This window comes from Aeribacillus sp. FSL K6-2848 (assembly GCF_038004325.1).
Taxonomy (GTDB): Bacteria; Bacillota; Bacilli; order Bacillales; family Aeribacillaceae; genus Aeribacillus; species Aeribacillus composti.
This window is the reverse complement of record NZ_JBBOQQ010000001.1, coordinates 3,240,555-3,267,052: the sequence shown is the minus strand read 5'-3', so window position 1 is coordinate 3,267,052 and position 26,498 is coordinate 3,240,555. Positions and strand designations below refer to the sequence as shown.

Annotated in this window: 19 protein-coding genes and 7 pseudogenes; 12 read left to right on the top strand and 14 right to left on the bottom strand. The window is 40.2% G+C overall.

Translation table 11 applies throughout. From position 1 onward, the window contains the following. Window positions 1-252 precede the first annotated feature (252 nt). A complete protein-coding gene (locus tag NSS70_RS15775; RefSeq protein ID WP_044899598.1) occupies window positions 253-1,626 on the bottom strand; it encodes an IS1380-like element ISGsp2 family transposase in 1,374 nt (457 codons plus the stop codon). A gap of 15 nt (window positions 1,627-1,641) precedes the next feature. On the opposite strand from NSS70_RS15775, the gene NSS70_RS15770 reads away from it, so the two are divergent. The 7 genes and pseudogenes from NSS70_RS15770 to NSS70_RS15740 all read left to right on the top strand — a co-directional run. After that, entirely contained in the window at window positions 1,642-2,037 is a 396-nt protein-coding gene (locus NSS70_RS15770) for a stage II sporulation protein M (protein ID WP_340881932.1), read from the top strand. A gap of 533 nt (window positions 2,038-2,570) precedes the next feature. Next, window positions 2,571-2,864: a hypothetical protein gene (locus NSS70_RS15765; protein ID WP_339197078.1), complete on the top strand. Its 294-nt coding sequence runs from the start codon at window positions 2,571-2,573 to the stop codon at window positions 2,862-2,864. 189 nt (window positions 2,865-3,053) lie between these two features. Beyond that, window positions 3,054-4,330, top strand: a pseudogene (locus NSS70_RS15760) (IS110 family transposase). 448 nt (window positions 4,331-4,778) lie between these two features. Next, window positions 4,779-6,140, top strand: coding sequence for an IS4 family transposase (locus tag NSS70_RS15755; protein WP_087960047.1), 1,362 nt, complete (start codon window positions 4,779-4,781; stop codon window positions 6,138-6,140). A gap of 105 nt (window positions 6,141-6,245) precedes the next feature. Continuing rightward, on the top strand, window positions 6,246-6,482 hold the full coding sequence (locus tag NSS70_RS15750) for a hypothetical protein (RefSeq protein ID WP_066246758.1): 237 nt from the start codon (window positions 6,246-6,248) through the stop codon (window positions 6,480-6,482). Window positions 6,483-6,608: 126 nt separating this feature from the next. Continuing rightward, window positions 6,609-6,977: a hypothetical protein gene (locus NSS70_RS15745; RefSeq protein WP_340881929.1), complete on the top strand. Its 369-nt coding sequence runs from the start codon at window positions 6,609-6,611 to the stop codon at window positions 6,975-6,977. 47 nt (window positions 6,978-7,024) lie between these two features. Beyond that, a pseudogene (locus NSS70_RS15740) lies at window positions 7,025-7,831 on the top strand (RHS repeat domain-containing protein); the annotation flags it as partial. A 37-nt stretch (window positions 7,832-7,868) separates the two neighbouring features. Here NSS70_RS15740 and istB read toward each other — a convergent pair. After that, on the bottom strand, window positions 7,869-8,621 hold the full coding sequence (gene istB / locus NSS70_RS15735) for an IS21-like element helper ATPase IstB (RefSeq protein WP_339197075.1): 753 nt from the start codon (window positions 8,619-8,621) through the stop codon (window positions 7,869-7,871). Continuing rightward, window positions 8,618-9,358 (bottom strand): hypothetical protein, encoded by a 741-nt coding sequence (locus NSS70_RS15730; protein ID WP_339197072.1) that lies wholly within the window; start codon window positions 9,356-9,358, stop codon window positions 8,618-8,620. The genes istB and NSS70_RS15730 overlap by 4 nt, the downstream gene beginning before the upstream one ends. Window positions 9,359-9,498: 140 nt before the next feature. Here NSS70_RS15730 and NSS70_RS15725 point away from each other — a divergent pair, with 140 nt between their 5' ends. Continuing rightward, window positions 9,499-9,780 carry a transposase gene (locus NSS70_RS15725; RefSeq protein WP_339193224.1) on the top strand — a complete coding sequence of 94 codons (282 nt, stop codon included), beginning with the start codon at window positions 9,499-9,501 and terminating at the stop codon, window positions 9,778-9,780. 252 nt (window positions 9,781-10,032) lie between these two features. On the opposite strand, the pseudogene NSS70_RS15720 reads toward NSS70_RS15725, so the two are convergent. Then, window positions 10,033-10,449: pseudogene (locus NSS70_RS15720) on the bottom strand (IS3 family transposase); the annotation flags it as partial. Window positions 10,450-10,600: 151 nt separating this feature from the next. On the opposite strand from NSS70_RS15720, the gene NSS70_RS15715 reads away from it, so the two are divergent. Continuing rightward, window positions 10,601-12,211: an IS1634 family transposase gene (locus NSS70_RS15715; RefSeq protein WP_339192846.1), complete on the top strand. Its 1,611-nt coding sequence runs from the start codon at window positions 10,601-10,603 to the stop codon at window positions 12,209-12,211. A 73-nt stretch (window positions 12,212-12,284) separates the two neighbouring features. On the opposite strand, the gene NSS70_RS15710 is transcribed toward NSS70_RS15715, so the two are convergent. The 9 genes and pseudogenes from NSS70_RS15710 to NSS70_RS15670 all read right to left on the bottom strand — a co-directional run. Next, a complete protein-coding gene (locus tag NSS70_RS15710; RefSeq protein WP_340881926.1) occupies window positions 12,285-13,235 on the bottom strand; it encodes an IS110 family transposase in 951 nt (316 codons plus the stop codon). Window positions 13,236-13,524: 289 nt separating this feature from the next. Next, window positions 13,525-13,971 carry a hypothetical protein gene (locus NSS70_RS15705; RefSeq protein WP_094245995.1) on the bottom strand — a complete coding sequence of 149 codons (447 nt, stop codon included), beginning with the start codon at window positions 13,969-13,971 and terminating at the stop codon, window positions 13,525-13,527. Further along, the gene (locus tag NSS70_RS15700) at window positions 13,971-14,786 is read right to left on the bottom strand and encodes an SAR2788 family putative toxin (protein WP_157727991.1); all 816 of its coding nucleotides are present in this window, start codon (window positions 14,784-14,786) and stop codon (window positions 13,971-13,973) included. Before NSS70_RS15700 ends, NSS70_RS15705 begins: the two co-directional genes overlap by 1 nt. Window positions 14,787-14,804: 18 nt before the next feature. Beyond that, window positions 14,805-15,764 (bottom strand): S8 family peptidase, encoded by a 960-nt coding sequence (locus NSS70_RS15695; RefSeq protein WP_340854686.1) that lies wholly within the window; start codon window positions 15,762-15,764, stop codon window positions 14,805-14,807. A gap of 218 nt (window positions 15,765-15,982) precedes the next feature. Then, a complete protein-coding gene (locus NSS70_RS15690) occupies window positions 15,983-17,356 on the bottom strand; it encodes an IS1380-like element ISGsp2 family transposase (RefSeq protein ID WP_340882445.1) in 1,374 nt (457 codons plus the stop codon). A 260-nt stretch (window positions 17,357-17,616) separates the two neighbouring features. Further along, window positions 17,617-18,080: pseudogene (locus NSS70_RS15685) on the bottom strand (IS21 family transposase); the annotation flags it as partial. A 596-nt stretch (window positions 18,081-18,676) separates the two neighbouring features. After that, on the bottom strand, window positions 18,677-19,906 hold the full coding sequence (locus NSS70_RS15680) for an IS110 family transposase (RefSeq protein ID WP_340854685.1): 1,230 nt from the start codon (window positions 19,904-19,906) through the stop codon (window positions 18,677-18,679). A gap of 386 nt (window positions 19,907-20,292) precedes the next feature. Beyond that, complete coding sequence (locus NSS70_RS15675; RefSeq protein ID WP_340881924.1) at window positions 20,293-21,570, bottom strand: IS110 family transposase; 1,278 nt, start codon at window positions 21,568-21,570, stop codon at window positions 20,293-20,295. A gap of 191 nt (window positions 21,571-21,761) precedes the next feature. Continuing rightward, a pseudogene (locus NSS70_RS15670) lies at window positions 21,762-22,139 on the bottom strand (XdhC family protein); the annotation flags it as partial. A 536-nt stretch (window positions 22,140-22,675) separates the two neighbouring features. Between NSS70_RS15670 and NSS70_RS15665 the strand changes: the two are divergent. From NSS70_RS15665 to NSS70_RS15650, 3 genes and pseudogenes are all read left to right on the top strand, one after another. Next, window positions 22,676-23,530 (top strand): Rpn family recombination-promoting nuclease/putative transposase, encoded by an 855-nt coding sequence (locus NSS70_RS15665; RefSeq protein WP_339210595.1) that lies wholly within the window; start codon window positions 22,676-22,678, stop codon window positions 23,528-23,530. A gap of 23 nt (window positions 23,531-23,553) precedes the next feature. Continuing rightward, window positions 23,554-24,197 (top strand): annotated as a pseudogene (gene tnpC / locus NSS70_RS15655) (IS66 family transposase); the annotation flags it as partial. A gap of 147 nt (window positions 24,198-24,344) precedes the next feature. Further along, window positions 24,345-25,955, top strand: a pseudogene (locus tag NSS70_RS15650) (IS1634 family transposase). Here NSS70_RS15650 and NSS70_RS15645 read toward each other — a convergent pair. Continuing rightward, entirely contained in the window at window positions 25,952-26,488 is a 537-nt protein-coding gene (locus NSS70_RS15645) for an IS3 family transposase (RefSeq protein ID WP_339200029.1), read from the bottom strand. The pseudogene NSS70_RS15650 and the gene NSS70_RS15645 sit on opposite strands and share 4 nt — an antisense overlap. Window positions 26,489-26,498 lie beyond the last annotated feature (10 nt).

Here is a 26,498-nt window from a genome sequence, read left to right as displayed (position 1 = left end):
ATTGTTTTCTTTGATTTTTCTCTTCCAGCAGTTTTTTTATTTAGGCCTGAATCCGTGATGAATTGAAATCGACTTTGATTTTGTTGTAATTTTGATGGATTGATAATCCATAAAACCCTTTTTATGCTTATGACCTATGTCATCTCTATTTCCGAAAATGGAACAAATCTCTTTTTTAGGTATACGAACCAAAAAAATAGACAAAAAAGCACAGGGAGTGACGTTGGACATCAGTGCCCGAACATTCGTTCGTTATCTTGCCTCTCTCCATTTCTGATAGACGTTCAGTAGGGGCTCGCTATAGCCACTCCTTCGCGTCAGTTTCATCCAGATCTGTCGTGATCGACGGACGAGTCGCCCTGCCATCGTGATCACCGTCTGAATAATCGTCTTGATGCGGCGGCGTTTCACTTTGTGGTGCAACGGATGTCTCGGATCGCTTAATAGATCTTGTCCAATCAGACGAAGAAGATTGTAAACGAAGGCTCCCATGACCAACACGAGCGCATTCGTTTTCATCTTCCCAGATGGAAGCCGCTCTAAATCTAAGTCGCTCTTCAGTTCGCTATGAAACTGTTCGCATGTCGCATGGTCATGATACAACGCGAGCACATCGCTCATTCGAACATGCTCGTATCCTTTGAGCCGCACCCAATAGCTTTCCACTTCATAATCAGGAACGAGCATCAGCTGTCCATTGCGTTCCATCGTCCGTTCCGTCACTTGGGTGACTTGAACGTACGTATACGTGTTTCCATCGATCGCTGCCTTCTGTGGAAGGCATAGCTCATAGGTTTGTACTCCTTCGCTTTGTCCATCATCGACACGTTTGCCCTTTTGCGAAGCGATCTGGAACCAAAGCGCTTTCGATTCTCGGCGTAAGTTTCGCTTGATGACAAAGTCCACGTCTTCCTTTAGGCATACGTGCACATTCGCTTCTGCATCGTTTCCTGCATCCATGCGAACAAGCAGACGAGATGAAGTCAGTTGACGAGCTCGACGGATAGCGGTGACTAAAAACGAGGGCATGTTGTCTTGCACATGTTGTTTCCCTGGACGCAACTCGGCATGAACGAGATACCCTTCCTTCCCTGCATACGCAAACAACGGTGTAAAACCGTCAAATCCTTTATACGTTCGACTGACTCCTTCTTTTTTCGTATCGGAGTTGTCAAATGGGGAACCATCTATATCAAGGGGAAGCCATGTCGTCTTTCCTTTGGTCCAACAAGGGGACAAAGTGGCATGTCGTTGAATCAACAGACGTATGGACTCCTCCCAAAGAATCGTTTCGGTCATCGGAAGACAAGCGAGCTGATCGAGTCGTTGTCGCAAGGTTGGAGAGGAAGGCACGTGCTGAATCCCCATCGATGCCGAAAAGATATCGTCCTGACGATACGCTTCGATATGATCGAAATCCGTTTTTCCTGTGGCAAGCAAGCCAATCATCGAGCGAATGACATCGCTATGGGAAATGTGCACTTCTCGACGAACCGTTGGAAGCCGAAGTGCGTTTACCCGTTTATCCAGTTTCGTTCGATGGAGTAAGTAGCCAACGAGAGCAAGCCCAGCACTTGGGGTAATCGCTTCATCTGTCAATACAAACCGAATCGGGAAATCTTTCATCACATCACCTACTTGATGAAGAATCGTCAACGTCGTTTTCCCTTATCGTATCAACGGTTTGCGACCATTGTAAAGATGTTTTGTCACGGATTCAGGTTAGGATTTATTTTCCATAGCTTGGTAGAAAAAACTAGCTTAAAAACAGCATATTCCTTTTTCGCCGGGCATGGAATAATCGAAGTTATAAATATGTTTTTTACGGCATCAATAGGTTTATATGTTACTGTAAACATTTTTAATATGATAAAAAAAAAGGAATTTGGTAGGAAGTCATTTATCAGTTTGGGAAAAAATCTTTTTATACTTTTGATCATAGATGTATTGCTTTTATTAATTGCCGCACTGTTGGAAACATATTTATCTCCGTTATTAGTCGATAAAAGTAATATAAATCATCTTTACCATCATTAAATTGGCATTGGTAACATCAAAGATTTCGTATGAACCTTCATATGCAAGCAACTGGTATTGAGGGAAGAGGCAAAGGTGGCGCGACTTTCCTAAACCAAGAATATTTTAGTGGAATGAGAAGATCCATCTGGCTCCTCAGTTGGATGCTAGGGAACTGTGCAGCCTGTGCTTCATTGGCAATTGCGAGAATGTCATCCTGCCTGCTCCTCGGCACAGGGAAAACCCATTTAGCAACATGTCTGCACCCAGTTTTAACATTAACTTCCTTATATCTTTTGAACCTTTGCATTTGTAGTATGTCATCAACGGTGATAAAATCCCCAATAACAGCGGTTTAAAATTCCCCAAAAATGACAGATAATCGTTTCAAAACGACATCTTGGATGAGGGGAGAAACGATGCTGAAGATTGGGGAGTTTTTTATGATTCGAGAGTTGTATCAGAAAGGCTGGACTCAAACAGCGATTGCCAAAAAAGTTACGAGGATTTGCCGAAGCGCATGAAGCCCTTCAACGAATGTTTGAAGAACGTTATTGTTAACCAAATATTGTTCCTTTGCCGTTGGCGTGGGACTGGTTGGCGGTGCGGCGTTTAAAGGTGCCAAAATTGCGTATAGGGTGTATAAAGCTAGACGGGCTCTAAATTTTGCTAAAGTTACTAGAAAGGCTGTAGCTGGAAAAATAACAGGATATACTAAACATGGTTTAGAACAGGCTATGCAAAGAGATGGTGGTAGAGGAGTGGCTCCTAAAGCTATTCTAGATGCAACTAGAAACCCAAAAAAAAGTGGTTCAACAGTCAGGAGGAAGAACGAAATATGTGGGTAAGAATGCGGTTGTAGTTCTAAATAAGAACGGAAAAATAATTACTACTTACGCAAAGGGTTCAAAAGGTATAAGGAGCATTCCTGTTAGAAGTTTTTTCGGGGACTTGAATAAAAAAAGCCCTCTTGGTATGATTCGGGGGTGTCAATCAACCGAATTGACCCCTAATTTGGATACCAAGGAGGACTATACATGAATTCTATCTCAAACAAGAAGATTAATCAAGTCACCGATCAAACGCTGGTTGTTGGGATGGATATCGCAAAGAAAAAACATTATGCCTGCTTTGTGGATGAGCGAGGGAGGGTGTTAAAAAAGCCGTTTCCCGTTCTGCAATCGAGAGAAGGATTGGAATGGTTGTACCAGTGCATCGTGGAAGCCATGAAGGAATTTGGAAAAACCGAGGTGATCGTTGGCATCGAGCCAACAGGACATTATTGGCTGAATCTCGCCTATTTTCTTGATGAGAAAGGCATCCCTCTCGTCATGACAAACCCGATGCACGTGAAGCGATCCAAAGAGCTGGACGATAACCTTCCAACCAAGCATGATGCGAAAGACGCGCTCGTCATTGCCCGGTTAGTGAAAGACGGCCGATTCAGCTATCCGCGTATTCTGAAAGGGATGGAGGCGGAGCTGCGCGTGGGAGCGACATTTCGCTCCAAATTGGTGGAAGAACAGGGAGCGATTCGAAATCAAATGATTCGCTGGCTTGATCGATATTTTCCGGAGTTTTCCCAAGTCTTCCCGTCATTTGGGAAAATGGCGCTCGCGGTGCTGGAATATACGCCATTTCCGAGTGATCTGGCAGGAAAAGAGCTGGAAGAGGTGCTGGCCCTTTACCGGCAAAGTGAGGGATTACAATCGCCACAAAAGCCGAAAGCGAAGAAGTTGATGGAATTGGCCCAACACTCCATTGGCGTAACGGAAGGACAACAGATGGCCCGTATCGAAATTGCCACGCTTGTCCGCCGGTACCGCCAACTGGAAGAAGAAATCGAGGCACTGACAGAGCAGCTGATCGAACTCGTACAGACATCGGTCGAGTACGAATGGTTGAAGACCGTTCCGGGCTTAGGCGATGCGACCATCGTAGAATTGTTATCAGAGATCGGGAGTTTCTCCCATTATCAGGATCCGCGGCAGCTTATCAAATTAGCGGGCCTGACGCTGCGGGAACATTCCTCCGGCCAACACAAAGGGCAAAAACGGATCTCCAAGCGTGGAAGAAGGCGGTTGCGCGCCCTCCTCTCCGCGTGATGATGCCGATGATCCGCCACAACGAAGCGTTTCGGCAGCTGCACGACTATTACACGACACGTCCTGATAATCCGTTGCGGAAGAAGCAATCGATTGTGGTGTTATGCGGAAAATTATTGAAGGTATTGCACGCTGTATGTACGAAGCACCAAGCGTTCGATGCGAAGCGAATGATGCAGGACATCTTTGGCCTCGAAACGGCTGCTTGATGCCTATAGTCTCGATTCTCTAGACAACAAGGATGACACGGAGAAGCTGGCGCGATATCATCCATTCGACCTTGAGTCCCTAAAGGAGCTTCGCCAGCCTCTGCCTGATGACTAGACCGAACGAAGGAATGTAGGCACAAGGATGCCCAGAGACATGGGAGGGTTCGTCATCATCAGCGATGCAGAGATCCACGGTGCATCCCATACGCTTCCCCCACTACAACCAAATTTAACCAGTAGTGGCCGCGAAGCGTACCCAGTCAATGTAAGATATACACATATTTAACTCAGCTTTCGCAGTCCAAAATCTTGTTTAAATGCTTGATGTAAATGGTTTTGGGAAGTACAAAATTATCATTTGACATTTTTTAAAACATAAAGAAAGACACCTATTCTTTTGGTAAAATATTGGTGACGAAACCAAATCCAAAAGAAAGGTGTCACCACTATGATAACGAATAAAGACTACTTTGCGCAATTACCAAAAGAAATTAAACAAGGATTTTCCGAATTAAATATTGGATATCATTTAAGAAAAGCGAATATTACGAAACTTTCCGGGTATTCTTGTCTTACTGTTTTCAAACTGATTTTTCTTTTAGTCTTCCAATATAAGAACTGGTTTCGTGCTTTTATGAGTAAACGATCTCAGGATCTGCCCGGAAAGGATACAGTCTATCGCTTTTTAAATACACCAACCTATCATTGGAGAAAGTTTCTGCTTTCATTAAGCAGTGAAATGATCCGTCTGCTTCAACCATTAACTTCAAAAGATCGTGTCACAGCTTTTGTGATTGATGATTCTGTCTTTTCAAGAAACCGTAGTAAGTCGGTTGAACTGTTGGCTAAGGTTTTTGATCACTCTACCCATCAGTACTTGAAAGGGTTTCAAATGCTTACCCTTGGCTGGACCGATAGTTTTACTTTTATTCCCGTTGATTTTGCTCTTCTAAGTTCACCGAAAAAGGAAAATCGCCTGCAAGAAATCAATACCAATATTGATAAACGAACATCTGGCTATAAGCGTCGCCAGGAAGCTCTGAAATCAAAACCGGACGTGGCTTCAGCTTTACTTGATCATGCGCTTGAAAAAGGGATTATAGCTGACTATGTTCTCATGGATTCCTGGTTTACACAAGCGCCTTTAATTGAGAAGATTACGAACAAAGGGTTATTTGTCATTGGCTTGGTGAAGCAATTAAAGCAGCGATACGTTTACAATGGTGAACGTTTCACACTGAATCAACTTTACAAATTGGCAAAACCTCACATGGGTAAAAAAGACATTCGCGGATCCGTTTATGCTACTTTAGACAATGGAATTCCAGTAAAAATTCTATTTGTACGAAACCGTAATAAACGGAGCGAATGGCTTGCCATTCTCAGCACAGATACAACATTAGAAAATGAAGAGATCATTCGTATTTACGGCATGCGTTGGGACATTGAAGTCTTCTTCAAATGCAATAAATCCCTTTTAAATTTAGAGAAAGAATTCCAGGGACGTTCCTACGACATGTTAATTAGCCATACAACCATTGTTTTTACACGATATATTCTCATTGCTTGGCAAATGCGAAAAGAGGAGGATCCTAAGACGATTGGCAACCTTTTTTACATCCTTTGCGAAGATGTAAAAGACATAGATTTTATTACTGCCCTTCAATCACTTATTGACCTTTTCCAAACTTTGGCGGAAGCCGAGGTTTCTTTGAACATGGACATCTTTAAAAATCAAATGAATAAATGGTTGGCCACTATACCTAATTATATCAAGCAATGCTTAAATATTTCTGTGTGCGAAAGTTGAGTATTTAAGAAATAATGTTAGAAACTTTGTCGAAAAATATTTTTTTGACACCCCTGAAACGGCTACAACCGTTGATATATCAACATTTATAGAGGGAGGAAGTAAATGTTAAAGCTAAGCGCAGATATGTTACTTTTATTAAGAGAATGCTTGGAATCCCGTAGACCCGACCTTCTGTGGGTTTTAAATAATGAAATTAATATAAATGAAACTTTAGGTAACGAATTGAGAGATATTGTAAATGAAGAGTTTTTGGAAAAAGGATTAAATGATGATGAACCAAATGAGCTGGGGATAAAATTAGAGAGATTAATAGACGAAATTGGAAGGTGTTTTATGTAAGTATGTCTGTTTAAAAGGTGAAATTTCTCAGATTTACGATTTATAATCGTGAATAATCCTTAGAAGACAAATTCTCTTGAGGTTTTTCAATTAGGGTAATAGGTATGTGTCGAAAGAGAACGTGGCATGAGACTGTGGATCATAATGGTAGAATTAGACAGGTTAGACCTGATACTAAATTTACTGGTGGTGCCAAGGTTCACTATCGTTTTGATAAGAATGGGAACTATATTGGAAAGTGGTGAAAAAATGAGACAACCAACAAAAGAGGAAGTGGTTGATAAACTGAAAATGATTTTACAAGGAAAGCTAACAAGAGAGGAAACAGCAGATTGGGTTTCAGAATATGTCATGCAGGATGAGCCAAATATATCAGATGAAACTGTTTGGGAACTTTTACAAATTGTTTCCGGAGTTGATTTAAAAGATGATCCGGATGAATACCTACATGTAGATCAAGACATTATGGATTGGATAACCAAGTATAGCGATTAAAAATGTTAAAAAAACTTGATTGGCTATGCGCCTTTCAAGGTTTTTATTTCACCGACCGGGAAACGATCACGTACGATGCGAAGGGCAACCGGACCAAAGACGGTGAGTACCAATATGAATGGAACGAAGCCGATCAGCTTGTCGCTATCACTCGAAAAGGCGAAAGCACGCCGTTTGTTACCTACAAATACGACGAAGACGGCCGCCGCATTCAAAAGACCGTGGGTGGCGTTGTGACGAACTACCACTACCAAGGCGACAGCCTCAACGTCTTATATGAAACCGACGCGAGCGGAAATGTGGTAAGATCGTATATATACGGAGAAAACGGCCAGCTGTTGGCGATGAAAAAAGGTAGTGCCACCTACTTCTACCACTACAACGCGCATGGCGATGTCATCACTTTAACCAATGCGCAAGGAAACATTGCCGTGCGCTATCAATACGATACATGGGGAAATATTCTTTCCCAATCCGGCTCCTTGGCCGACGAAAACCCATACCGATATGCGGGATACCAATATGACCGAGAAACGGGTCTATACTACTTGATCGCCCGATACTACCACCCAACGCATGGCGTGTTCTTATCTTTAGATCCCGACCCGGGGGATGACGATGATATCCTCATACAAAACGGTTATACGTACGCAAATAACAACCCGGTGATGCTGGTCGATCCGGATGGGCACAGGGCTAAATTATTTAAAGACATATTTCAAAAGATAAAGAAAACAGGCTTTAAAATTCACAAAATAGGACGGATAAAGGGGCAAACGATTCGGGTAAAGGATATTGGGGAGTTCTTTATTCTACTAAAAATAATAAAGGTAAAAGGAAATATAGATCTATAGAATGTATTTTGCAATAGAAAAGTGCAGAGAAATGCAATTAAAAATGCAGAGGTTTGCCACCCATTTCATTCCTTTTCGACAATGCGTGGGACAGTCTATAGCTCTCGCCATGAAAAGAGATGATATGGGCGTGATGAATTAGCCTGTCCACTAACGCTGCTGTTAATCGAGAATCTGTAAAGATCCGGTTCCATTGACTAAATTCTAAGTTAGATGTAATAATTACGCTTTTCTGTTCATAAAACTCCGATATGATTTGGAATAATAATTCAGCTCCTTCTTTACTAAATGGTAAGTATCCCATTTCATCTAAAATGACCAAATCAACCTTCTCCATCCGTTTTCTAAATGCTGATAAACGGTTGTTACGTAAAGCTTGCTCTAATTCCTCAACTAGGTGGGCAACACGGTAAAAACGAACCTCATAACCTAGTTCACAAGCTTTTTTCCCTAGTCCTGTGGCTAAATGAGTCTTCCCTGTCCCGGGTGAACCAACTAAAACTACATTTTCTCGATTCTCAATAAATTGTAGGCTACACAAATCCTCTTTGGTTAAGTGAGGAGGGAACCGATGTTGTTCGGTCCACTCGTAATCATGTAAACTCTTTTTATCTAAGAACTTCGCCTTTTTTATCAAGCGGATTGCTCTCGCTTTTTCTCTTAATCTTATTTCCTCCTTAAGTAGCCCATATAAGAATTGTTTCGGAGTTTCAAACGGTATTTGCTCGTATACATCCGCAACATAAGCTAACCTCAATGACTTACACAATTCTTTAATGTCCTGTTTCAATTGACAGCCTCCTCTCTAGGAGCTAATGAATCGTATTTACTCCAGTCCACTTCATAAGGATTATTATCACTAGGTAGCTTATCCTGTGCAATTAATTCATAGAACTCTTCATTAATCTTCTTCATGTCATGAGAAACTAATAAACTAGCTAGAGCTTCTAATCGTTTTCGTCGAATAATTAAATTATCTACCAACAAAAATTCTTTAATTCTTCCCGGTAAATACTTATTATAGCGCGAATATTCTACAACCCTTGGTTTATGAATCCATGTTTTAATTATTGAAAGCCATGGTAATGCTTTTCGCTTTTTCATATATGGCCGATAGTCATCCAATAATATCTCCCCATTAGGTGAAACAATCTTTAATTGATCCCATGTTACTATCATTTGTAATGGACTATAGTTGCCACCCTTAGGAACATGAACCAACGTCTGATCCACTTTCACTTCATTATATTTGTTTACTTTCACAAGATGCTCTTTAAATACAGGATAGGGTTTTTCTGGTAAGGCTAGAAGATAATCCTGTTCTTCCTGCCATAAGTCCTCAATACGTACGTTTTTGGCATAATGAATTCTATTTCTGTCCGCCTCTAATTTATGAAATAATTGATCAGTTAAACCCTCATAGCTGTCCATTATTGGAGCTGAAGTAAAAAAGTTATAGCGTATATATCCAACTTTATTCTCAACATTTCCTTTTTCATGGCCACTTCTTGGATTGCATACCTGCACATCAAAGCCATAATAATTCTGAAATTGAACAAATTCATCAGTTAATTGTGCTTCTTCATTTTTTGTCCTTTTTGATGCTAGTATAGTTTCATGGACACCCTTTAGTGAAATATAATATTAACGAAGGGATGTGTCCTGATATGGGTAACACAAGCGAAAAACGTAAAAGTTATCATGCTGAATTTAAGGAAATGGTGGTTGAGCTTTATCAAACTGGAACACCAGTAAAACAGATCTGCAGCGAATATGGCCTGTCTGAAACGACAATCTACAAATGGATCAGAAAACAAAAACCGGTTAAGCTGGATGACGGGGGCTCTTTTACCCCGGAAGAATTTCTGAACCTGCAAAAAGAATTGCACCGGCTGAAAGAGGAAAACGAAATCTTAAAAAAAGCTATGGCCATATTCGCAAAGAAGTAGATCAAACCACTGTTATATCCATGATTGACGAGATAAGAGCCAAACACCATTATGACCTTAAAACCATGTGTACGGTCCTTGGCGTGCCGAGAAGTACTGATATTAGGTCAATAAAGTAGACACAAAAATTTATAGATTTTTTTCGCAGCTACCGCGCTATCGCTTGGTGGCCTTTTAAAAATAATTACGACGTTGTCCTAATTATTTTTAAAAGGTAAATTTTCGGGTCTAACTATTCTATTAATATGTTCATTAAGCTCCCTTTTTATAGTACATACGTTCGTATTCAGATGGCGAAAAATACTCTGTTGCGGAGTGAATACGTTTATTATTGTAAAATATTTCTATATACTCAAATATGCTCTTTTTTGCTTCCTCCCTTGTTTTATAACGAGTCTGATAGATTAGTTCTTTTTTTATAACCCCATGAAATGATTCAATACAAGCGTTGTCATAACAATTTCCTTTGCGGCTCATGCTACATTTCATTCCGTATTCCATTAGCTTAGCTTGATAGTCATTTGAAGCATATTGACTCCCTCGATCAGAATGATGGAGGATAGAACCCTGTGGTTGTTGACGCTGATAGGCTTGCTTTAAAGCACTTAACACTAGCTCCTTTTTCATGGAACAGTCTATATGCCAGCCGACTATTTTCCTTGACTCAAGTTTGACACCATTTCACTACATGTGGATAACTAAAGGTGATTATACCAATAGTTATCCACTTTTTTTATCGAAAATATAATCATTATGTAGTGTTATGTGGATAACTTTTGTATATCCAATAATATGTAATATATGTTATACTATTAGTGCTATGTATATTCGAATTAATAAGCAAAAAAATAAAAATGGTTCTGTTCGTCAATATCTACAAATATGTCGTACATTTCGTGTAGACAATAAAGTTCGGCAACAAACGCTTTGTAATCTAGGGAGGTTAGAACATTTATTAGAGAATGGCTCTGTCGATAACATAATCGAGGGATTAGCCAAATTTTCAGAGCGTTACTTTGACCGAATTCACGGGCAAGGCTCTTCCTCTTCTGTCTCCGTGCTTTGGACAAAAGAGTTTGGGCCGGTTTATCTGTTCCGAAAGGTATGGGAAAAGTTAGGGCTTGGTCGGCTATTACGTAAAATCATGGATGATTCCGAGGCTGCTTCTCAGTATGACGAAGCCATTTTTGCCATGGTGTTAAACCGTCTCATGGATCCCAATAGTAAGCATTATATCTTCAAACAATGGATCGACACGATTTATGCAGAAGGTCTTTCAGACATTCAACTCCATCACTACTATCGTGCATTAGACTTCTTAAGTGAACAAAAAGAAAAAATTGAGGAACAACTTTATGGACATTTAACCGATTTAACCTCATTAGAAGTAGATATCGTGTTTTACGACACGACAAGCACCTATTTCGAAGGAGAGGAAGCAGACGAACTGCTGGCTCACTATGGTTACTCCAAAGATCATCGTGGAGATCGAAAACAAGTCGTGATTGGCTTATTAATGACCAAAACAGGGATTCCGATTGGGCATCAAGTCTTCCCTGGAAACATGCATGATACGAAGACATTTGGCATGGTGGTTGGAGACCTGAAGAAGCGCTATCCTATTCAGAAAGTCATTCTAGTGGGAGACCGCGGAATGGTTAGTGAAGCCAACTTAGATCAAATTCGTGAACTGGGCATGGAATATATTGTGGGTGTCAAATTACGAAAGTCGAAGAAAGCCCAAGAGCTATTATCCATCCGTGGGCCATATAAGAAGGTTCTCCCGAATCTAAAAGTGAAGTCAAAGAAAATCGATGGCGAAACGTATGTACTCTGTTACAATCCGGACGCTGAAGAACGTGATCGAGCGAGTCGTCAAGTCGTGTTAGAAAACCTTCAATCGAAGCTTGATGAACTCGGTCCATCTGGACTCGTCAAAAACCGTGCGTATTCCAAGTTTTTAACGATAGAAAAAGCATCGGCCAAAATTGATGAAGAGAAGGTATCCAATGACGAAAAGTTTGACGGAAAGTACGCCATTCGGACCAACTCGTCATTAACGGATGAAGAGGCAGCACTTGCCTATAAAGAGTTGTGGAGAGTGGAACAAGCCTTTCGTAACCTGAAGTCGAATCTAGAACTTCGCCCGATGTACCATCGAGTGGAATCTCGTATTCGAGGCCATATCATGGTTTGTTTCCTTGCGCTTGTCATGGAATCCTTTTTGGCCTATAAGCTAAAAGAAATAGGATGCCAAACAAGTGTAAAGGATATTTTGCATGATGTAAGCCAGATGAAGGCCTCGAAAATACGCGTGAATGGTGAAGAGCAAATCGTTCGTACAGAATTACAAGGTCAAGCAAATCTAGCATTTGAAGCACTTGTCACACAAGCGCCTCCTAGAGTATTAGAAAAAAACACGTGCCACTAACAAGTGTAGTGGTACGTGTTGTGGGTAAAGTCCAAAACACCAGTATTTTCGGGCTTTTCTTTAGTGTACTCTGTCAAACTTGAGTCATGATATCAATACCGACGTAAGCATTCAGTTGTTTATGGTTTTTGAATCGTTGAATATCTCCTAGTTCTCCAATTAAACGAACTGCAGTCGTTTCTCCGATTCCTGGAAATGAAATTAAAATCTGATACTCTTGTTTATCTTTCGATAATTTAACCATCTTTTGGACAAGTTGATCTCTTTTCTCCTTCAAGTCTGCAATCCGTTTGGCATAATCCCGCACTTGTTCACAGCGAATATCATCTTTTGAAATTGCTGGATACGCTTCTTTTGCTGCTTCGATTAAAGCGATCCCTTTTTCTTCAGCACGTGCCAATGATAAGTTTTTTCTTGTGTTGGCTTTTAAACGATTACGAATCACTGTTTTTGAACAAACTAACACATGATCCGGATGAGGGTATAATTGAACGACATTCAAAAATAAAGCAGAACGTTTACTGAATAGCTTTTCTAACTCGGGAAAACTCAATTGTAGAATCGCATGTAAACGACTATATAAATGCGTCATTTCACTACTTAATTCATCATAATATCTCGTCATTGCACGCATTTGTTTATAATATTCCCCTTCTTGATAAGTTTGTTCACGTTCAACTCTAAAGTGAGTTTTCGCAAGTTCATGAGCGTCGCTTTTATCTGTTTTTTGTCTCCTCATTGAAGCCATTTGAATATTCGCTTCGAGTGGGTTAACTCGATAATACATATAACCTTGATCACCTAAGAATCGTTCTAGTGGTTTTGAATATACGCCTGTTGCTTCAAAGACAATATCAGGTGCCTGTGCATCTTTTTGTGTTAAAGATATAAGGGTTTCGTTTAATTTCTCGAAAGAGTAGCGGTTATGGGTTATTTCACCCTCATATTCGCATTGACGATAACGGTCATAAATGACCATTGTACTTTTCCCCATACTGACATCAAATGCCACTACGTGTTTCATATTTTCTGCCTCTCCTTTTTAGCCAAACATAGAAGTTCTTCACATTGCCTTATTGATTCCATTTTCTTATACACGGTCTCTTCGGACCCAACATACTAAACTGATTCAAATAAGGATGTGAAGTTGGTCTGTTTTTAATACGGACTCTATTTGGTCCCAGGGGCTGTTCGACCTTCCTTCACTTCTACTATAAAAAAATAGTAGCACAAACCTTGGCCTAGGTCTGTACTACTAATGTTAGTATGTTTTAAAAGTAGAAGTCCATAAAATAAATTTTTAAAAATATTCCTTAATTTTGTAATAATTCACTTAGGGATTCTTTAGCCAATTCATTTTTATTATCGAGCTTTAAAATTTCCTTACAAATTTTAATTGCTTCTTCGTCACTAATAAGTTTATCTGGTATGGTATTTAAAAATAGTAAATTTTCTAAACTTCCCACATCTTTTCTATTTGTTAACTCAACAGATCTCAATGCATGATATAGTGCTGAATTATATGCACCTTCCAAATGGCTTAATGGATTTACTAATAGGGAGAATGCAAGGTCATGTATTTTACTAGTCTCATTTTCAATTAATAAGTAATTTAAGAAACTATAATAAATAATACTACAATTATTATACGCATTATAAAGAATTTCTTCAGAAAATGTCTTAAAATCTATTGATTCAACTAATCTTTTGGCATCTTCAAAATTATTCGAAAGTATAAGACTATCTAAATTTTTTATCATTACTTATTCACCCACGCATCACTTATTTTTATTTGCCCACGAATTCGTGTAAAGGTAACAGTAACAGTATGGCCATTCATTTTTAAAGTTTTCTTTCTTACAGACTTATACGAAGATTCTTTCCCATAGCGCATCACATGTGAAATTACTTTTGAAACCTCATTCCAGTTGTTTTTCGTTACCTTATGCCAGTTGTGTTTTGGTTGCATAATGTGATTAATTTTATTTTTATCTAATTTTGAGACAGAAGACAATACTTTTCCGTAACTATGTCTCTTTACCACATTGGTTACTGCTTTTTTTCCGAATTTTTTTATGGCATAGTTAACTCCATATCTTGCAACAGCAGCTATTATTACCACTGGCCAAGCAGACGCTTGCGCTTCTATAGTATTCATATCATATATTTCACCAGTTTCTTGATCAATAAAAGTAGCAGTAAACTCTTCACCCTCTACGTGATGTACTACTACATCAAAGCTTTGAACAATAGTTTCTCCATTTTCCTCATAAGTTCCATCTACAGTAATAACTTCATCATCAGTACTATATTCAACATTTGTTGAAACAGAAATATCTTCTGTTTCAATCTCTGTATTAACTATTATTGATTCATTATTAATAATTTCAGCTTCCATATCTAGCTGTTCAGCAACATCTGTTCCAAAATCTTCTGCTAATTCTTGTTCTATTTCTTCAGTATTTATTTCAGTAATATTAGATTGATAGTTTGATTCTGCATAAATGTTATTAAAATTTGGTAATATAGAACAAAACATCGTTAATATTATTAACCTAATAATGTGTTTTTTCAAAAACATTACCCTCTTTCTTTATTTTATTTGAACTAAACCGTATCCATACTCTTCATCAAACCCTTTTTTACCTAAATCTTTTACATAAGGCTTCAGAAAAGTTTTTAAATTTTTGTTAGTAATTTTTTCTTCTGTATTACTAATTAGAGTCGCAATAGTTCCACTTACAAAAGCTGTTGCAAAAGAAGTTCCTTTAAATTCACTATATCCTCCTTTTGAATCTGTAGTTAAAATATTAATTCCTGGTGCTGCATATTCGATTTTTCCCTTACCTGAAATACTAGATCGTTGAAGATTAGGTTTTAAAGCAGTTACCGATATTACTCCATCATATTTCGCTGGATAATCTACCCGTAACCCTAAAGTGTTACCAGATGAAGCGACAATAATAATACCTTTATTTAATGCTTTTTGAATTATTTGTTCTAATTCTTCGTGGTTAACTTCAAATCCAAAGCTGATGTTAATTATATCTACTTCCTTCTTTATACACCATTCAATACCACGAACTACTGTTTCTACATCACTTTTTCCTTCTTCATTTAAAACCTTAACATCATACAATTTAATAGTCGGAGAAATTCCTGTAATACCATCTTTTATTTCCTTTGCAACTAATATTCCTGCAATTGCAGTACCATGTCCAAGATCACCATAGTCATCTATTACATCTTCATTTGGATTTAAAGCATTGTATGACTCAACAATTCTTCCTTTTAGAGCAGGATGGCTTTTATTTATCCCACTATCTAAAACTGCAACTTTTACATTGTTTTGTTTAAATTTTGTTTTAGTAATATTTTTTGAGAAAACAGTTCTAAAACCCCATGTACCATCGTCCTCTTTTGAATAATTTTCAATATTAGAATTAACTGATTGATTTGAACAGCTTAAGAGTATGGAAATAATTAAAAAAATAGGTAAACATTTAATTATATTACAAATATTATCACCTCCATTGATAGAAAAATAATACAATATAAGTAATACCTGAATCCGTGATGAATTGAAATCGACTTTGATTTTGTTGTAATTTTGATGGATTGATAATCCATAAAACCCCTTTTATGCTTATGACCTATGTCATCTCTATTTCCGAAAATGGAACAAATCTCTTTTTTAGGTATACGAACCAAAAAAATAGACAAAAAAGCACAGGGAGTGACGTTGGACATCAGTGCCCGAACATTCGTTCGTTATCTTGCCTCTCTCCATTTCTGATAGACGTTCAGTAGGGGCTCGCTATAGCCACTCCTTCGCGTCAGTTTCATCCAGATCTGTCGTGATCGACGGACGAGTCGCCCTGCCATCGTGATCACCGTCTGAATAATCGTCTTGATGCGGCGGCGTTTCACTTTGTGGTGCAACGGATGTCTCGGATCGCTTAATAGATCTTGTCCAATCAGACGAAGAAGATTGTAAACGAAGGCTCCCATGACCAACACGAGCGCATTCGTTTTCATCTTCCCAGATGGAAGCCGCTCTAAATCTAAGTCGCTCTTCAGTTCGCTATGAAACTGTTCGCATGTCGCATGGTCATGATACAACGCGAGCACATCGCTCATTCGAACATGCTCGTATCCTTTGAGCCGCACCCAATAGCTTTCCACTTCATAATCAGGAACGAGCATCAGCTGTCCATTGCGTTCCATCGTCCGTTCCGTCACTTGGGTGACTTGAACGTACGTATACGTGTTTCCATCGATCGCTGCCTTCTGTGGAAGGCATAGCTCATAGGTTTGTACTCCTTCGCTTTGTCCATCATCGACACGTTTGCCCTTTTGCGAAGCGATCCGGAACCAAAGCGCTTTCGATTCTCGGCGTAAGTTTCGCTTGATGACAAAGTCCACGTCTTCCTTTAGGCATACGTGCACATTCGCTTCTGCATCGTTTCCTGCATCCATGCGAACAAGCAGACGAGATGAAGTCAGTTGACGAGCTCGACGGATAGCGGTGACTAAAAACGAGGGCATGTTGTCTTGCACATGTTGTTTCCCTGGACGCAACTCGGCATGAACGAGATACCCTTCCTTCCCTGCATACGCAAACAACGGTGTAAAACCGTCAAATCCTTTATACGTTCGACTGACTCCTTCTTTTTTCGTATCGGAGTTGTCAAATGGGGAACCATCTATATCAAGGGGAAGCCATGTCGTCTTTCCTTTGGTCCAACAAGGGGACAAAGTGGCATGTCGTTGAATCAACAGACGTATGGACTCCTCCCAAAGAATCGTTTCGGTCATCGGAAGACAAGCGAGCTGATCGAGTCGTTGTCGCAAGGTTGGAGAGGAAGGCACGTGCTGAATCCCCATCGATGCCGAAAAGATATCGTCCTGACGATACGCTTCGATATGATCGAAATCCGTTTTTCCTGTGGCAAGCAAGCCAATCATCGAGCGAATGACATCGCTATGGGAAATGTGCACTTCTCGACGAACCGTTGGAAGCCGAAGTGCGTTTACCCGTTTATCCAGTTTCGTTCGATGGAGTAAGTAGCCAACGAGAGCAAGCCCAGCACTTGGGGTAATCGCTTCATCTGTCAATACAAACCGAATCGGGAAATCTTTCATCACATCACCTACTTGATGAAGAATCGTCAACGTCGTTTTCCCTTATCGTATCAACGGTTTGCGACCATTGTAAAGATGTTTTGTCACGGATTCAGGTAATAAAAAGTAAATACTATTTTAGTAGTAAAATTTAATATCCTCTTATCTTGAAAGGTATTATTATAGTATGAGTAAATTATTGTGGGAGAAAAAACAACCTCTTCATCCAGATAATGGTGGAACCATTATCTGGATGAAGAGGCCACCAAGCGAAAGCAAGGAATACTCTCTTTCCAATCCAATTGTGCTTGTTTTCCTATAGGCATTTCAAAACGTGCTGTGCCTTTAGGAGAAGGAATCTGTTTATCCTCTTGAAAGTAAGCATTAATTCGGGCGTTTTCGCAATATACGCTCGGAACATCGATGCTGCACAATCCAGTCCATGATGATCCTTTAAATACTGCCATAGTACACGACGATAATAAAACTTCTGCTTCGCATCTTCCGAAAGTAGTGCCGCAATGATTTCACAATATTCATAAATTTTGGAAGGCTTCTTTCGTGTACGTTTCGGAAAAAATCCATTTAAATATTTATCAACGGTTCTACGATCTACACCTAGATCTCTAGCTAATTGACTTTTATTCATTTTCATCTTCAAATGCTCCATTAGTTGTTTTCATTTTGGTAAGTCTTCAAGACTCTTAATCTCAAAATCAGATTCGACATTAATCGATATGTACATACTAATCACCTCATGATTAGTATGAAATCTAAAGTCAATTTTGTACATTATTATTCAAGCATTTGTGTACATATTTAAATTATCATTTCTAAACGGATCAGGACTGGGTGGAAGTGTGACCTTTCCAATCGACCGAAAAGGATTGATTTTACGGACTGGAAGTGGAGAGCTGGATACAGTGAGTAAAGAGAAATAGATTAGGAGGTTTTTGAATGTATTTTGTAATTTTTAAAGGGCCATTCGGTGGATGTACATTTACTTGCCACAGGAAGTTCCGATGAAAGTGAAAGTGACGGTTGAGTTTTGAGGTTACGTTTTTAGAAAGGAGAATGAAAATGTTGAAAAAATTGTTAGTTTGTTTAGCAGGCAAATATGGGAGGTAATCTATCTGATACTAGCCCACACATCAACACCCCCATCATCATATGATACACGGAAAATGAATGAAGTCCTGCGGTAATATGTCAAGCACCAAAATCAAAGGAATTGGAAAATCTAAACCGCAAAAGTTCTAAAAAAGGCAATACTAAAGAAACCCAGTAAAATGAATTACATTTACTGGAAATTATAGAAGGATTTAGGGTTTTGCTATTCCCCTATTTATTCACCTTCCTTCTAGGCGTGTAAATTTGGTCGTTACGTAGCAGCGCATCGACCAAACGCACAAGTTTTCTTGCGGTTAAGACGAGTGCTCTTTTATGTTGGTGCTTTGGAACTTCATGATACTTTTTCAGGTAATATGCCCGAAATTCAGGTTCATTTCGTTGTACCGAGTTGGCAGCTTCAACTAGGTAGTAACGAAGATAATGGTTTCCTGATCGTATCATGTTTGTTTCCTCTGCCTGAAACTTTCCTGATTGATGTTTGGACCATGTTAACCCGGCATATTTCGCTAATGATGCTTGATTATCAAAGCGTTCAATTTGTCCAATTTCAGCTAATATACCGGCACAATAAACGGGTCCGATGCCAGGAATCGTCTGTAAAGTGTTTGGAATGCCCTCTAATAGCTTTTGAATGGCTTTATCCAATTCCTTGATCTGCTTGGTAATACTTCGAATGTACTCAATGGAAGTCGCCAACAAAAGGTCAATCGAGTCTTCTACACACTTGGATAAGCGATAAGAAGATCTGGCTGCCTTTTGAATAGATTTGGCTATACATTCGGCATCAGTAAAGCGGTTTTTGCCCTTTTCCTGAAGATAATGCGCAAGTTGCTTAAGATCCATGGAGCTGATTTCATCCAGGCTATACTTTTCGAGTAACAGCTCCATCATGGCGTTTCCAAACACGGAGCTTTTCACTTCAACTGTAAAAGAACTACACTTGTAAAAAAGGTTTTGGAGGAAATACTGTTTTTCACGAGTTAAATTGTGAACGAGATGATATCTCATTCTCGTTAACCTTTGAAGGGCAATATATTGTTCCTGCATGACAGCAGAAAGTCGAAGGCGTCCGAAACGGAGTCGATCCGCAATAATCCAGGCATCGATATGGCCTGTTTTATCGAGATCCGTATAGGACTCCTTAAACTTCTTAATTAGTTTTGGGTTAATCGTAAATACTTTTGTATTAAACTTCTTCAGAGATTCATCTTCATGAAAGAACATGGCTGGGTGCCAACTGTAAACCGATGTGGCTTCCATCCCGATTTGAATCTCTTGAATCAAGTTTTTTCGGGCAATATCCACGATTTGATTTCGTAGATAAGATGCCCCAGTTAAATTGTTTTCAACAGTTAGAGAAGATAATGTTTCACCATCTAAATTCATGACACAAGCTTTCATATCTTGAGAGCTGACGTCTATTCCGACAAATAACTTCATGGGAGAAACCTCCCTCTATAAATGTTGATATATCAACGGTTGTAGCCGTTTCAGGGGTGTCAAAAAAATATTTTTCGACAAAGTTTCTAACATTATTTCTTAAATATGTGTATATCTTACATTGACTGGGTACGCTTCGCGGCCACTACTGGTTAAATTTGGTTGTAGTGGGGGGAAGCGTATGGGATGCACCGTGGATCTCTGCATCGCTGATGATGACGAACCCTCCCATGTCTCTTGGCATCCTTGTGCCTACATTCCTTCGTTCGGTCTAGTCATCAGGCAGAGGCCGGCTAAGCTCCTTTAGGGACTCAAGGTCGAATGGATGATATCGCGCCAGCTTCTCCGTGTCATCCTTGTTGTCTAGAGAATCGAGACTATAGGCATCAAGCAGCCGTTTCGAGGCCAAAGATGTCCTGCATCATTCGCTTCGCATCGAACGCTTGGTGCTTCGTACATACAGCGTGCAATACCTTCAATAATTTTCCGCATAACACCACAATCGATTGCTTCTTCCGCAACGGATTATCAGGACGTGTCGTGTAATAGTCGTGCAGCTGCCGAAACGCTTCGTTGTGGCGGATCATCGGCATCATCACGCGGAAGAGGAGGGCGCGCAACCGCCTTCTTCCACGCTTGGAGATCCGTTTTTGCCCTTTGTGTTGGCCGGAGGAATGCTCCCGCAGTGTCAGGCCCGCAAGTTTCAATAATTGGCGCGGATCCTGATAGTGGGAAAAACTCCCGATTTCCGATAACAGTTCCACGATCGTCGCATCGCCTAAGCCCGGAACGGTCTTCAACCATTCGTACTCGACCGATGTCTGTACGAGTTCGATCAGCTGCTCTGTCAGTGCCTCGATTTCTTCTTCCAGTTGGCGGTACCGGCGGACAAGCGTGGCAATTTCGATACGGGCCATCTGTTGTCCTTCCGTTACGCCAATGGAGTGTTGGGCCAATTCCATCAACTTCTTCGCTTTCGGCTTTTGTGGCGATTGTAATCCCTCACTTTGCCGGTAAAGGGCCAGCACCTCTTCCAGCTCTTTTCCTGCCAGATCACTCGGAAATGGCGTATATTCCAGCACCGCGAGCGCCATTTTCCCAAATGACGGGAAGACTTGGGAAAACTCCGGAAAATATCGATCAAGCCAGCGAATCATTTGATTTCGAATCGCTCCCTGTTCTTCCACCAATTTGGAGCGAAATGTCGCTCCCACGCGCAGCTCCGCCTCCATCCCTTTCAGAATACGCGGATAGCTGAATCGGCCGTCTTTCACTAACCGGGCAATGACGAGCGCGTCTTTCGCATCATGCTTGGTTGGAAGGTTATCGTCCAGCTCTTTGGATCGCTTCACGTGCATCGGGTTTGTCATGACGAGAGGGATGCCTTTCTCATCAAGAAAATAGGCGAGATTCAGCCAATAATGTCCTGTTGGCTCGATGCCAACGATCACCTCGGTTTTTCCAAATTCCTTCATGGCTTCCACGATGCACTGGTACAACCATTCCAATCCTTCTCTCGATTGCAGAACGGGAAACGGCTTTTTTAACACCCTCCCTCGCTCATCCACAAAGCAGGCATAATGTTTTTTCTTTGCGATATCCATCCCAACAACCAGCGTTTGATCGGTGACTTGATTAATCTTCTTGTTTGAGATAGAATTCATGTATAGTCCTCCTTGGTATCCAAATTAGGGGTCAATTCGGTTGATTGACACCCCCGAATCATACCAAGAGGGCTTTTTTTATTCAAGTCCCCGAAAAAACTTCTAACAGGAATGCTCCTTAAAGAGGGATAACTATTTTGAATATTGGGAATATTAGGAATATTAAAATGATTATTTTATTTATGAGCTGCTCATGATACTAACTGACGGTCTTTTTTCTTACGCAAAAATCCGCCCGCACGCTTGTTTCGAAAAGCAATGATTTCAGCAAGAATACTTAACGCTATTTCCTGAGGAGACTCCGAACCAATATCTAATCCAACGGGATTAAATATGTGATCATATTGGTCAATGTCGTCTATTTGAAGAGCTTTAAATATTTTTTGGCATCTAGAACGCGGACCTAAAATCCCAATATACCTTGCATCCGTATGAAGTATATGTTTCAGAACATTTATATCTCGTTCCAAATGATGGTTCATAATGACCACATACGATTTGGAACTGACTTTTACCTTTTCGGGAATTGAGCTTGCATCTGCTAAAATTCTTTTCGCACCTGGAAAACGAGCTTCTGTTAGATAGGCTTATCTTGGATCGACTACGGTTGTATTAAATCCTAATCTAACACTAAACTCTGCTAAAGGAATGGCATCATGACCCGCACCAAAAATGATTAATTCAATCGGAGGAATATTTACATCAAAAAATACATCGACTTTTTCTCCGTTTGATAAGGTGAATGTTTTTGTTTCCGATTTTGGATTTGTACTTTGTAATAGATTTTTCGAAAAATCGCAGACGAATTGATGTAATTCATTATTGTCCAGCGAAGGAGCTACTCTAGATTGAGTATCAATCTCGCTAACTTATTGCCGGAATTGTGTGAACATCACAGAATATGGTGATGAGACAAAAAAATAAAGTTGTTTTCTCATTTTCCTTTGTGCAGCGTGCCTGTCACGCCCCGATATATGTCGAGATTTGTAGAAACAGAGGGTCATAGATTGGCTCTCTGCTTTTGTTTAAAAAATTCATTTCCAAGTAGGAATTTGGTTCGTTTTGTCGAAAAAGTATGTAAAATTTTTGGAGGTGAGGTAAATGTATGGCCGTCGATCACGACCGCTTGTTTAAAGAGCTCATCACGACGTTTTTTGAAGAGTTTATTCTTCTCTTTTTCCCGCAAGTGCACGAGCATATTGATTTTCATCATTTATCATTTTTATCTGAAGAACTGTTCACGGACGTGACCGCTGGGGAAAAATATCGCGTCGATTTGTTAGTGGAAACGAAGCTAAAAGGGAAAGACGGTTTAATTATCGTCCATATCGAAAACCAAAGCAACGTTCAACCATCGTTTCCAGAGCGTATGTTTATTTACTTCAGCCGCTTGTTTGAAAAATACCGCACGAACATCGTTCCGATTGCCGTCTTCAGCTACGATACAATCTGCGACGAACCATCTTCATTTACGCTTCGACTTCCATTTGGGAACATACTCCACTTCCGTTTTTTCACCGTCGAGCTGCACAAACAAAACTGGCGCCATTATATTCGCAACGACAACCCGATCGCCGCTGCGCTGTTAAGCAAAATGGGGTATACTGAAAGTGAACGAATTGAATTGAAAAAACAATTTTTACGCATGCTTGTGCGCATGGAATTAGACGAAGCAAAGCAACGATTGTTAATCGGCTTTTTCGAAACATATGTGCAACTGTCGGATGAAGAAGAACAACAATTACGAAACGAGGTGAACAAGATGGAAACGAAAGAAAAAGAACAAGTGCTCGAATTGTTAATTTCGTATGAGCAAAAAGGATTAAATGAGGGTGTAAAAAAAGGATTACAACAAGAAAAGCGACAAATTGCGAAAAAGATGTTGGTAAAAGGTTACGACATCCAAACGATTCACGAATTAACCGAACTGCCGATTGAAGAGATTGAAAAATTGAAATAAGGGTGTGATTGGGTTTGGTTCCTGTCACCGCTCGAACGATAGCGAACTGGGTCCTGTATAGTGCGGAAAAATGGCTTTCTGTGCTGTATCATCACATGCATCAAACGCTGTTGAAGCAGCCGATTTTGCATGCAGATGAAACCACACTCCAGGTTTTGCGCGAGTCAGGTCGCGATGCGACGTCCAAATCCTACATGGGTTATACCGAACGGGAAATGTTGGCCCACTGATCGTCTTGTATGACTATCAACCAACGCGTAAAGGTGAACACGCTAAAACATTTTTAGACACGTTCACTAGTTACCTTCAAGTGGATGGCTACTCGGGTTACCATAAAGTCCCGAATGTCACGCTGGTTGGCTGTTGGGCTCATGCACGTCGGAAATTCGACGAGGCTCTCAAGGCAGCACCGCCTTCGGCTAAAGGCAAACGAACCGTTTCAGCTGAAGGATTACAGTTTTGTAATTAACTCTATGCCATCGAGCGAACTATCAAAGAGGCATCACCAGAAGAAAGGTACAAAATCCGGCTTGAAAAAAGTAAGCCGATATTGGACCTCTTTTTGGCATGGCTTCAAACGAAAAAAACACACGTAGCACCAAAATCCAAATTAGGAGAAGCTATCGCCTATTGCCTCAATCAGTGGGAATTCTTAGACTCAAGTTTGACACCATTTCACTACATGTGGATAACTAAAGGTGATTATACCAATAGTTATCCACTTTTTTTATCGAAAATATAATCATTATGTAGTGTTATGTGGATAACTTTTGTATATCCAATAATATGTAATATATGTTATACTATTAGTGCTATGTATATTCGAATTAATAAGCAAAAAAATAAAAATGGTTCTGTTCGTCAATATCTACAAATATGTCGTACATTTCGTGTAGACAATAAAGTTCAGCAACAAACGCTTTGTAATCTAGGGATGTTAGAACATTTATTAGAGAATGGCTCTGTCGATCACATAATCGAGGGATTAGTCAAATTTTCAGAGCGTTACTTTGACCGAATTCACGGGCAAGGCTCTTTCTCTTCTGTCTCCGTGCTTTGGACAAAAGAGTTTGGGCCGGTTTATCTGTTCCGAAAGGTATGAGAAAAGTTAGGGCTTGGTCGGCTATTACGTAAAATCATGGATGATTCCGAAGCTGCTTCTCAGTATGACGAAGCCATTTTTGCCATGGTGTTAAACCGTCTTATGGATCCCAATAGTAAGCATGATATCTTCAAACAATGGATCGACACGATTTATGCAGAAGGTCTTTCAGACATCCAACTCCATCACTACTATCGTGCATTAGACTTCTTAAGTGAACAAAAAGAAAAAATTGAGGAACAACTTTATGGACATTTAACCGATTTAACCTCATTAGAAGTAGATATCGTGTTTTACGACACGACAAGCACCTATTTCGAAGGAGAGGAAGCAGACGAACTGCTGGCTCACTATGGTTACTCCAAAGATCATCGTGGAGATCGAAAACAAGTCGTGATTGGCTTATTAATGACCAAAACAGGGATTCCGATTGGGCATCAAGTCTTCCCTGGAAACATGCATGATACGAAGACATTTGGCATGGTGGTTGGAGACCTGAAGAAGCGCTATCCTATTCAGAAAGTCATTCTAGTGGGAGACCGCGGAATGGTTAGTGAAGCCAACTTAGATCAAATTCGTGAACTGGGCATGGAATATATTGTGGGTGTCAAATTACGAAAGTCGAAGAAAGCCCAAGAGCTATTATCCATCCGTGGGCCATATAAGAAGGTTCTCCCGAATCTAAAAGTGAAGTCAAAGAAAATCGATGGCGAAACGTATGTACTCTGTTACAATCCGGACGCTGAAGAACGTGATCGAGCGAGTCGTCAAGTCGTGTTAGAAAACCTTCAATCGAAGCTTGATGAACTCGGTCCATCTGGACTCGTCAAAAACCGTGCGTATTCCAAGTTTTTAACGATAGAAAAAGCATCGGCCAAAATTGATGAAGAGAAGGTATCCAATGACGAAAAGTTTGACGGAAAGTACGCCATTCGGACCAACTCGTCATTAACGGATGAAGAGGCAGCACTTGCCTATAAAGAGTTGTGGAGAGTGGAACAAGCCTTTCGTAACCTGAAGTCGAATCTAGAACTTCGCCCGATGTACCATCGAGTGGAATCTCGTATTCGAGGCCATATCATGGTTTGTTTCCTTGCGCTTGTCATGGAATCCTTTTTGGCCTATAAGCTAAAAGAAATAGGATGCCAAACAAGTGTAAAGGATATTTTGCATGATGTAAGCCAGATGAAGGCCTCGAAAATACGCGTGAATGGTGAAGAGCAAATCGTTCGTACAGAATTACAAGGTCAAGCAAATCTAGCATTTGAAGCACTTGTCACACAAGCGCCTCCTAGAGTATTAGAAAAAAACACGTGCCACTAACAAGTGTAGTGGTACGTGTTGTGGGTAAAGTCCAAAACACCAGTATTTTCGGGCTTTTCTTTAGTGTACTCTGTCAAACTTGAGCTTGAATACAAATCCATCATACTAGCTAGATAAAGCCAACCTTCATCCGTTGGAATGTATGTGATATCAGCTACCCATACTTCATTTGGTTTCGTAACAGTAAAATGTTGGTTTAAGACATTTTCGTGGACCGGATGGTTATGTTTTGAGTTAGTGGTAGCCTTATGCTTTTTCACGGTACGAGACTTCATTCCCTCTTTGTTCATTATGCGGGAAACCGTCTTCTGTGAAACCTTAATGCCTTCATGATTAAGCTTTTTGGCAACCTTTGGACTCCCATACAGTTGGCGAGATTCGATATACACACGACGCACTTCCTGCGTCAATTCTTCTCGACGCTCTTGTCTAGCACTTTTGGGACGATCACGCCATTTATAATAACCGCTTCGAGAAACTTTCAATACTTCGCACATCTTCTCCAATCGGTAATCGAAGCGATGCTCATGGATAAATGAATAT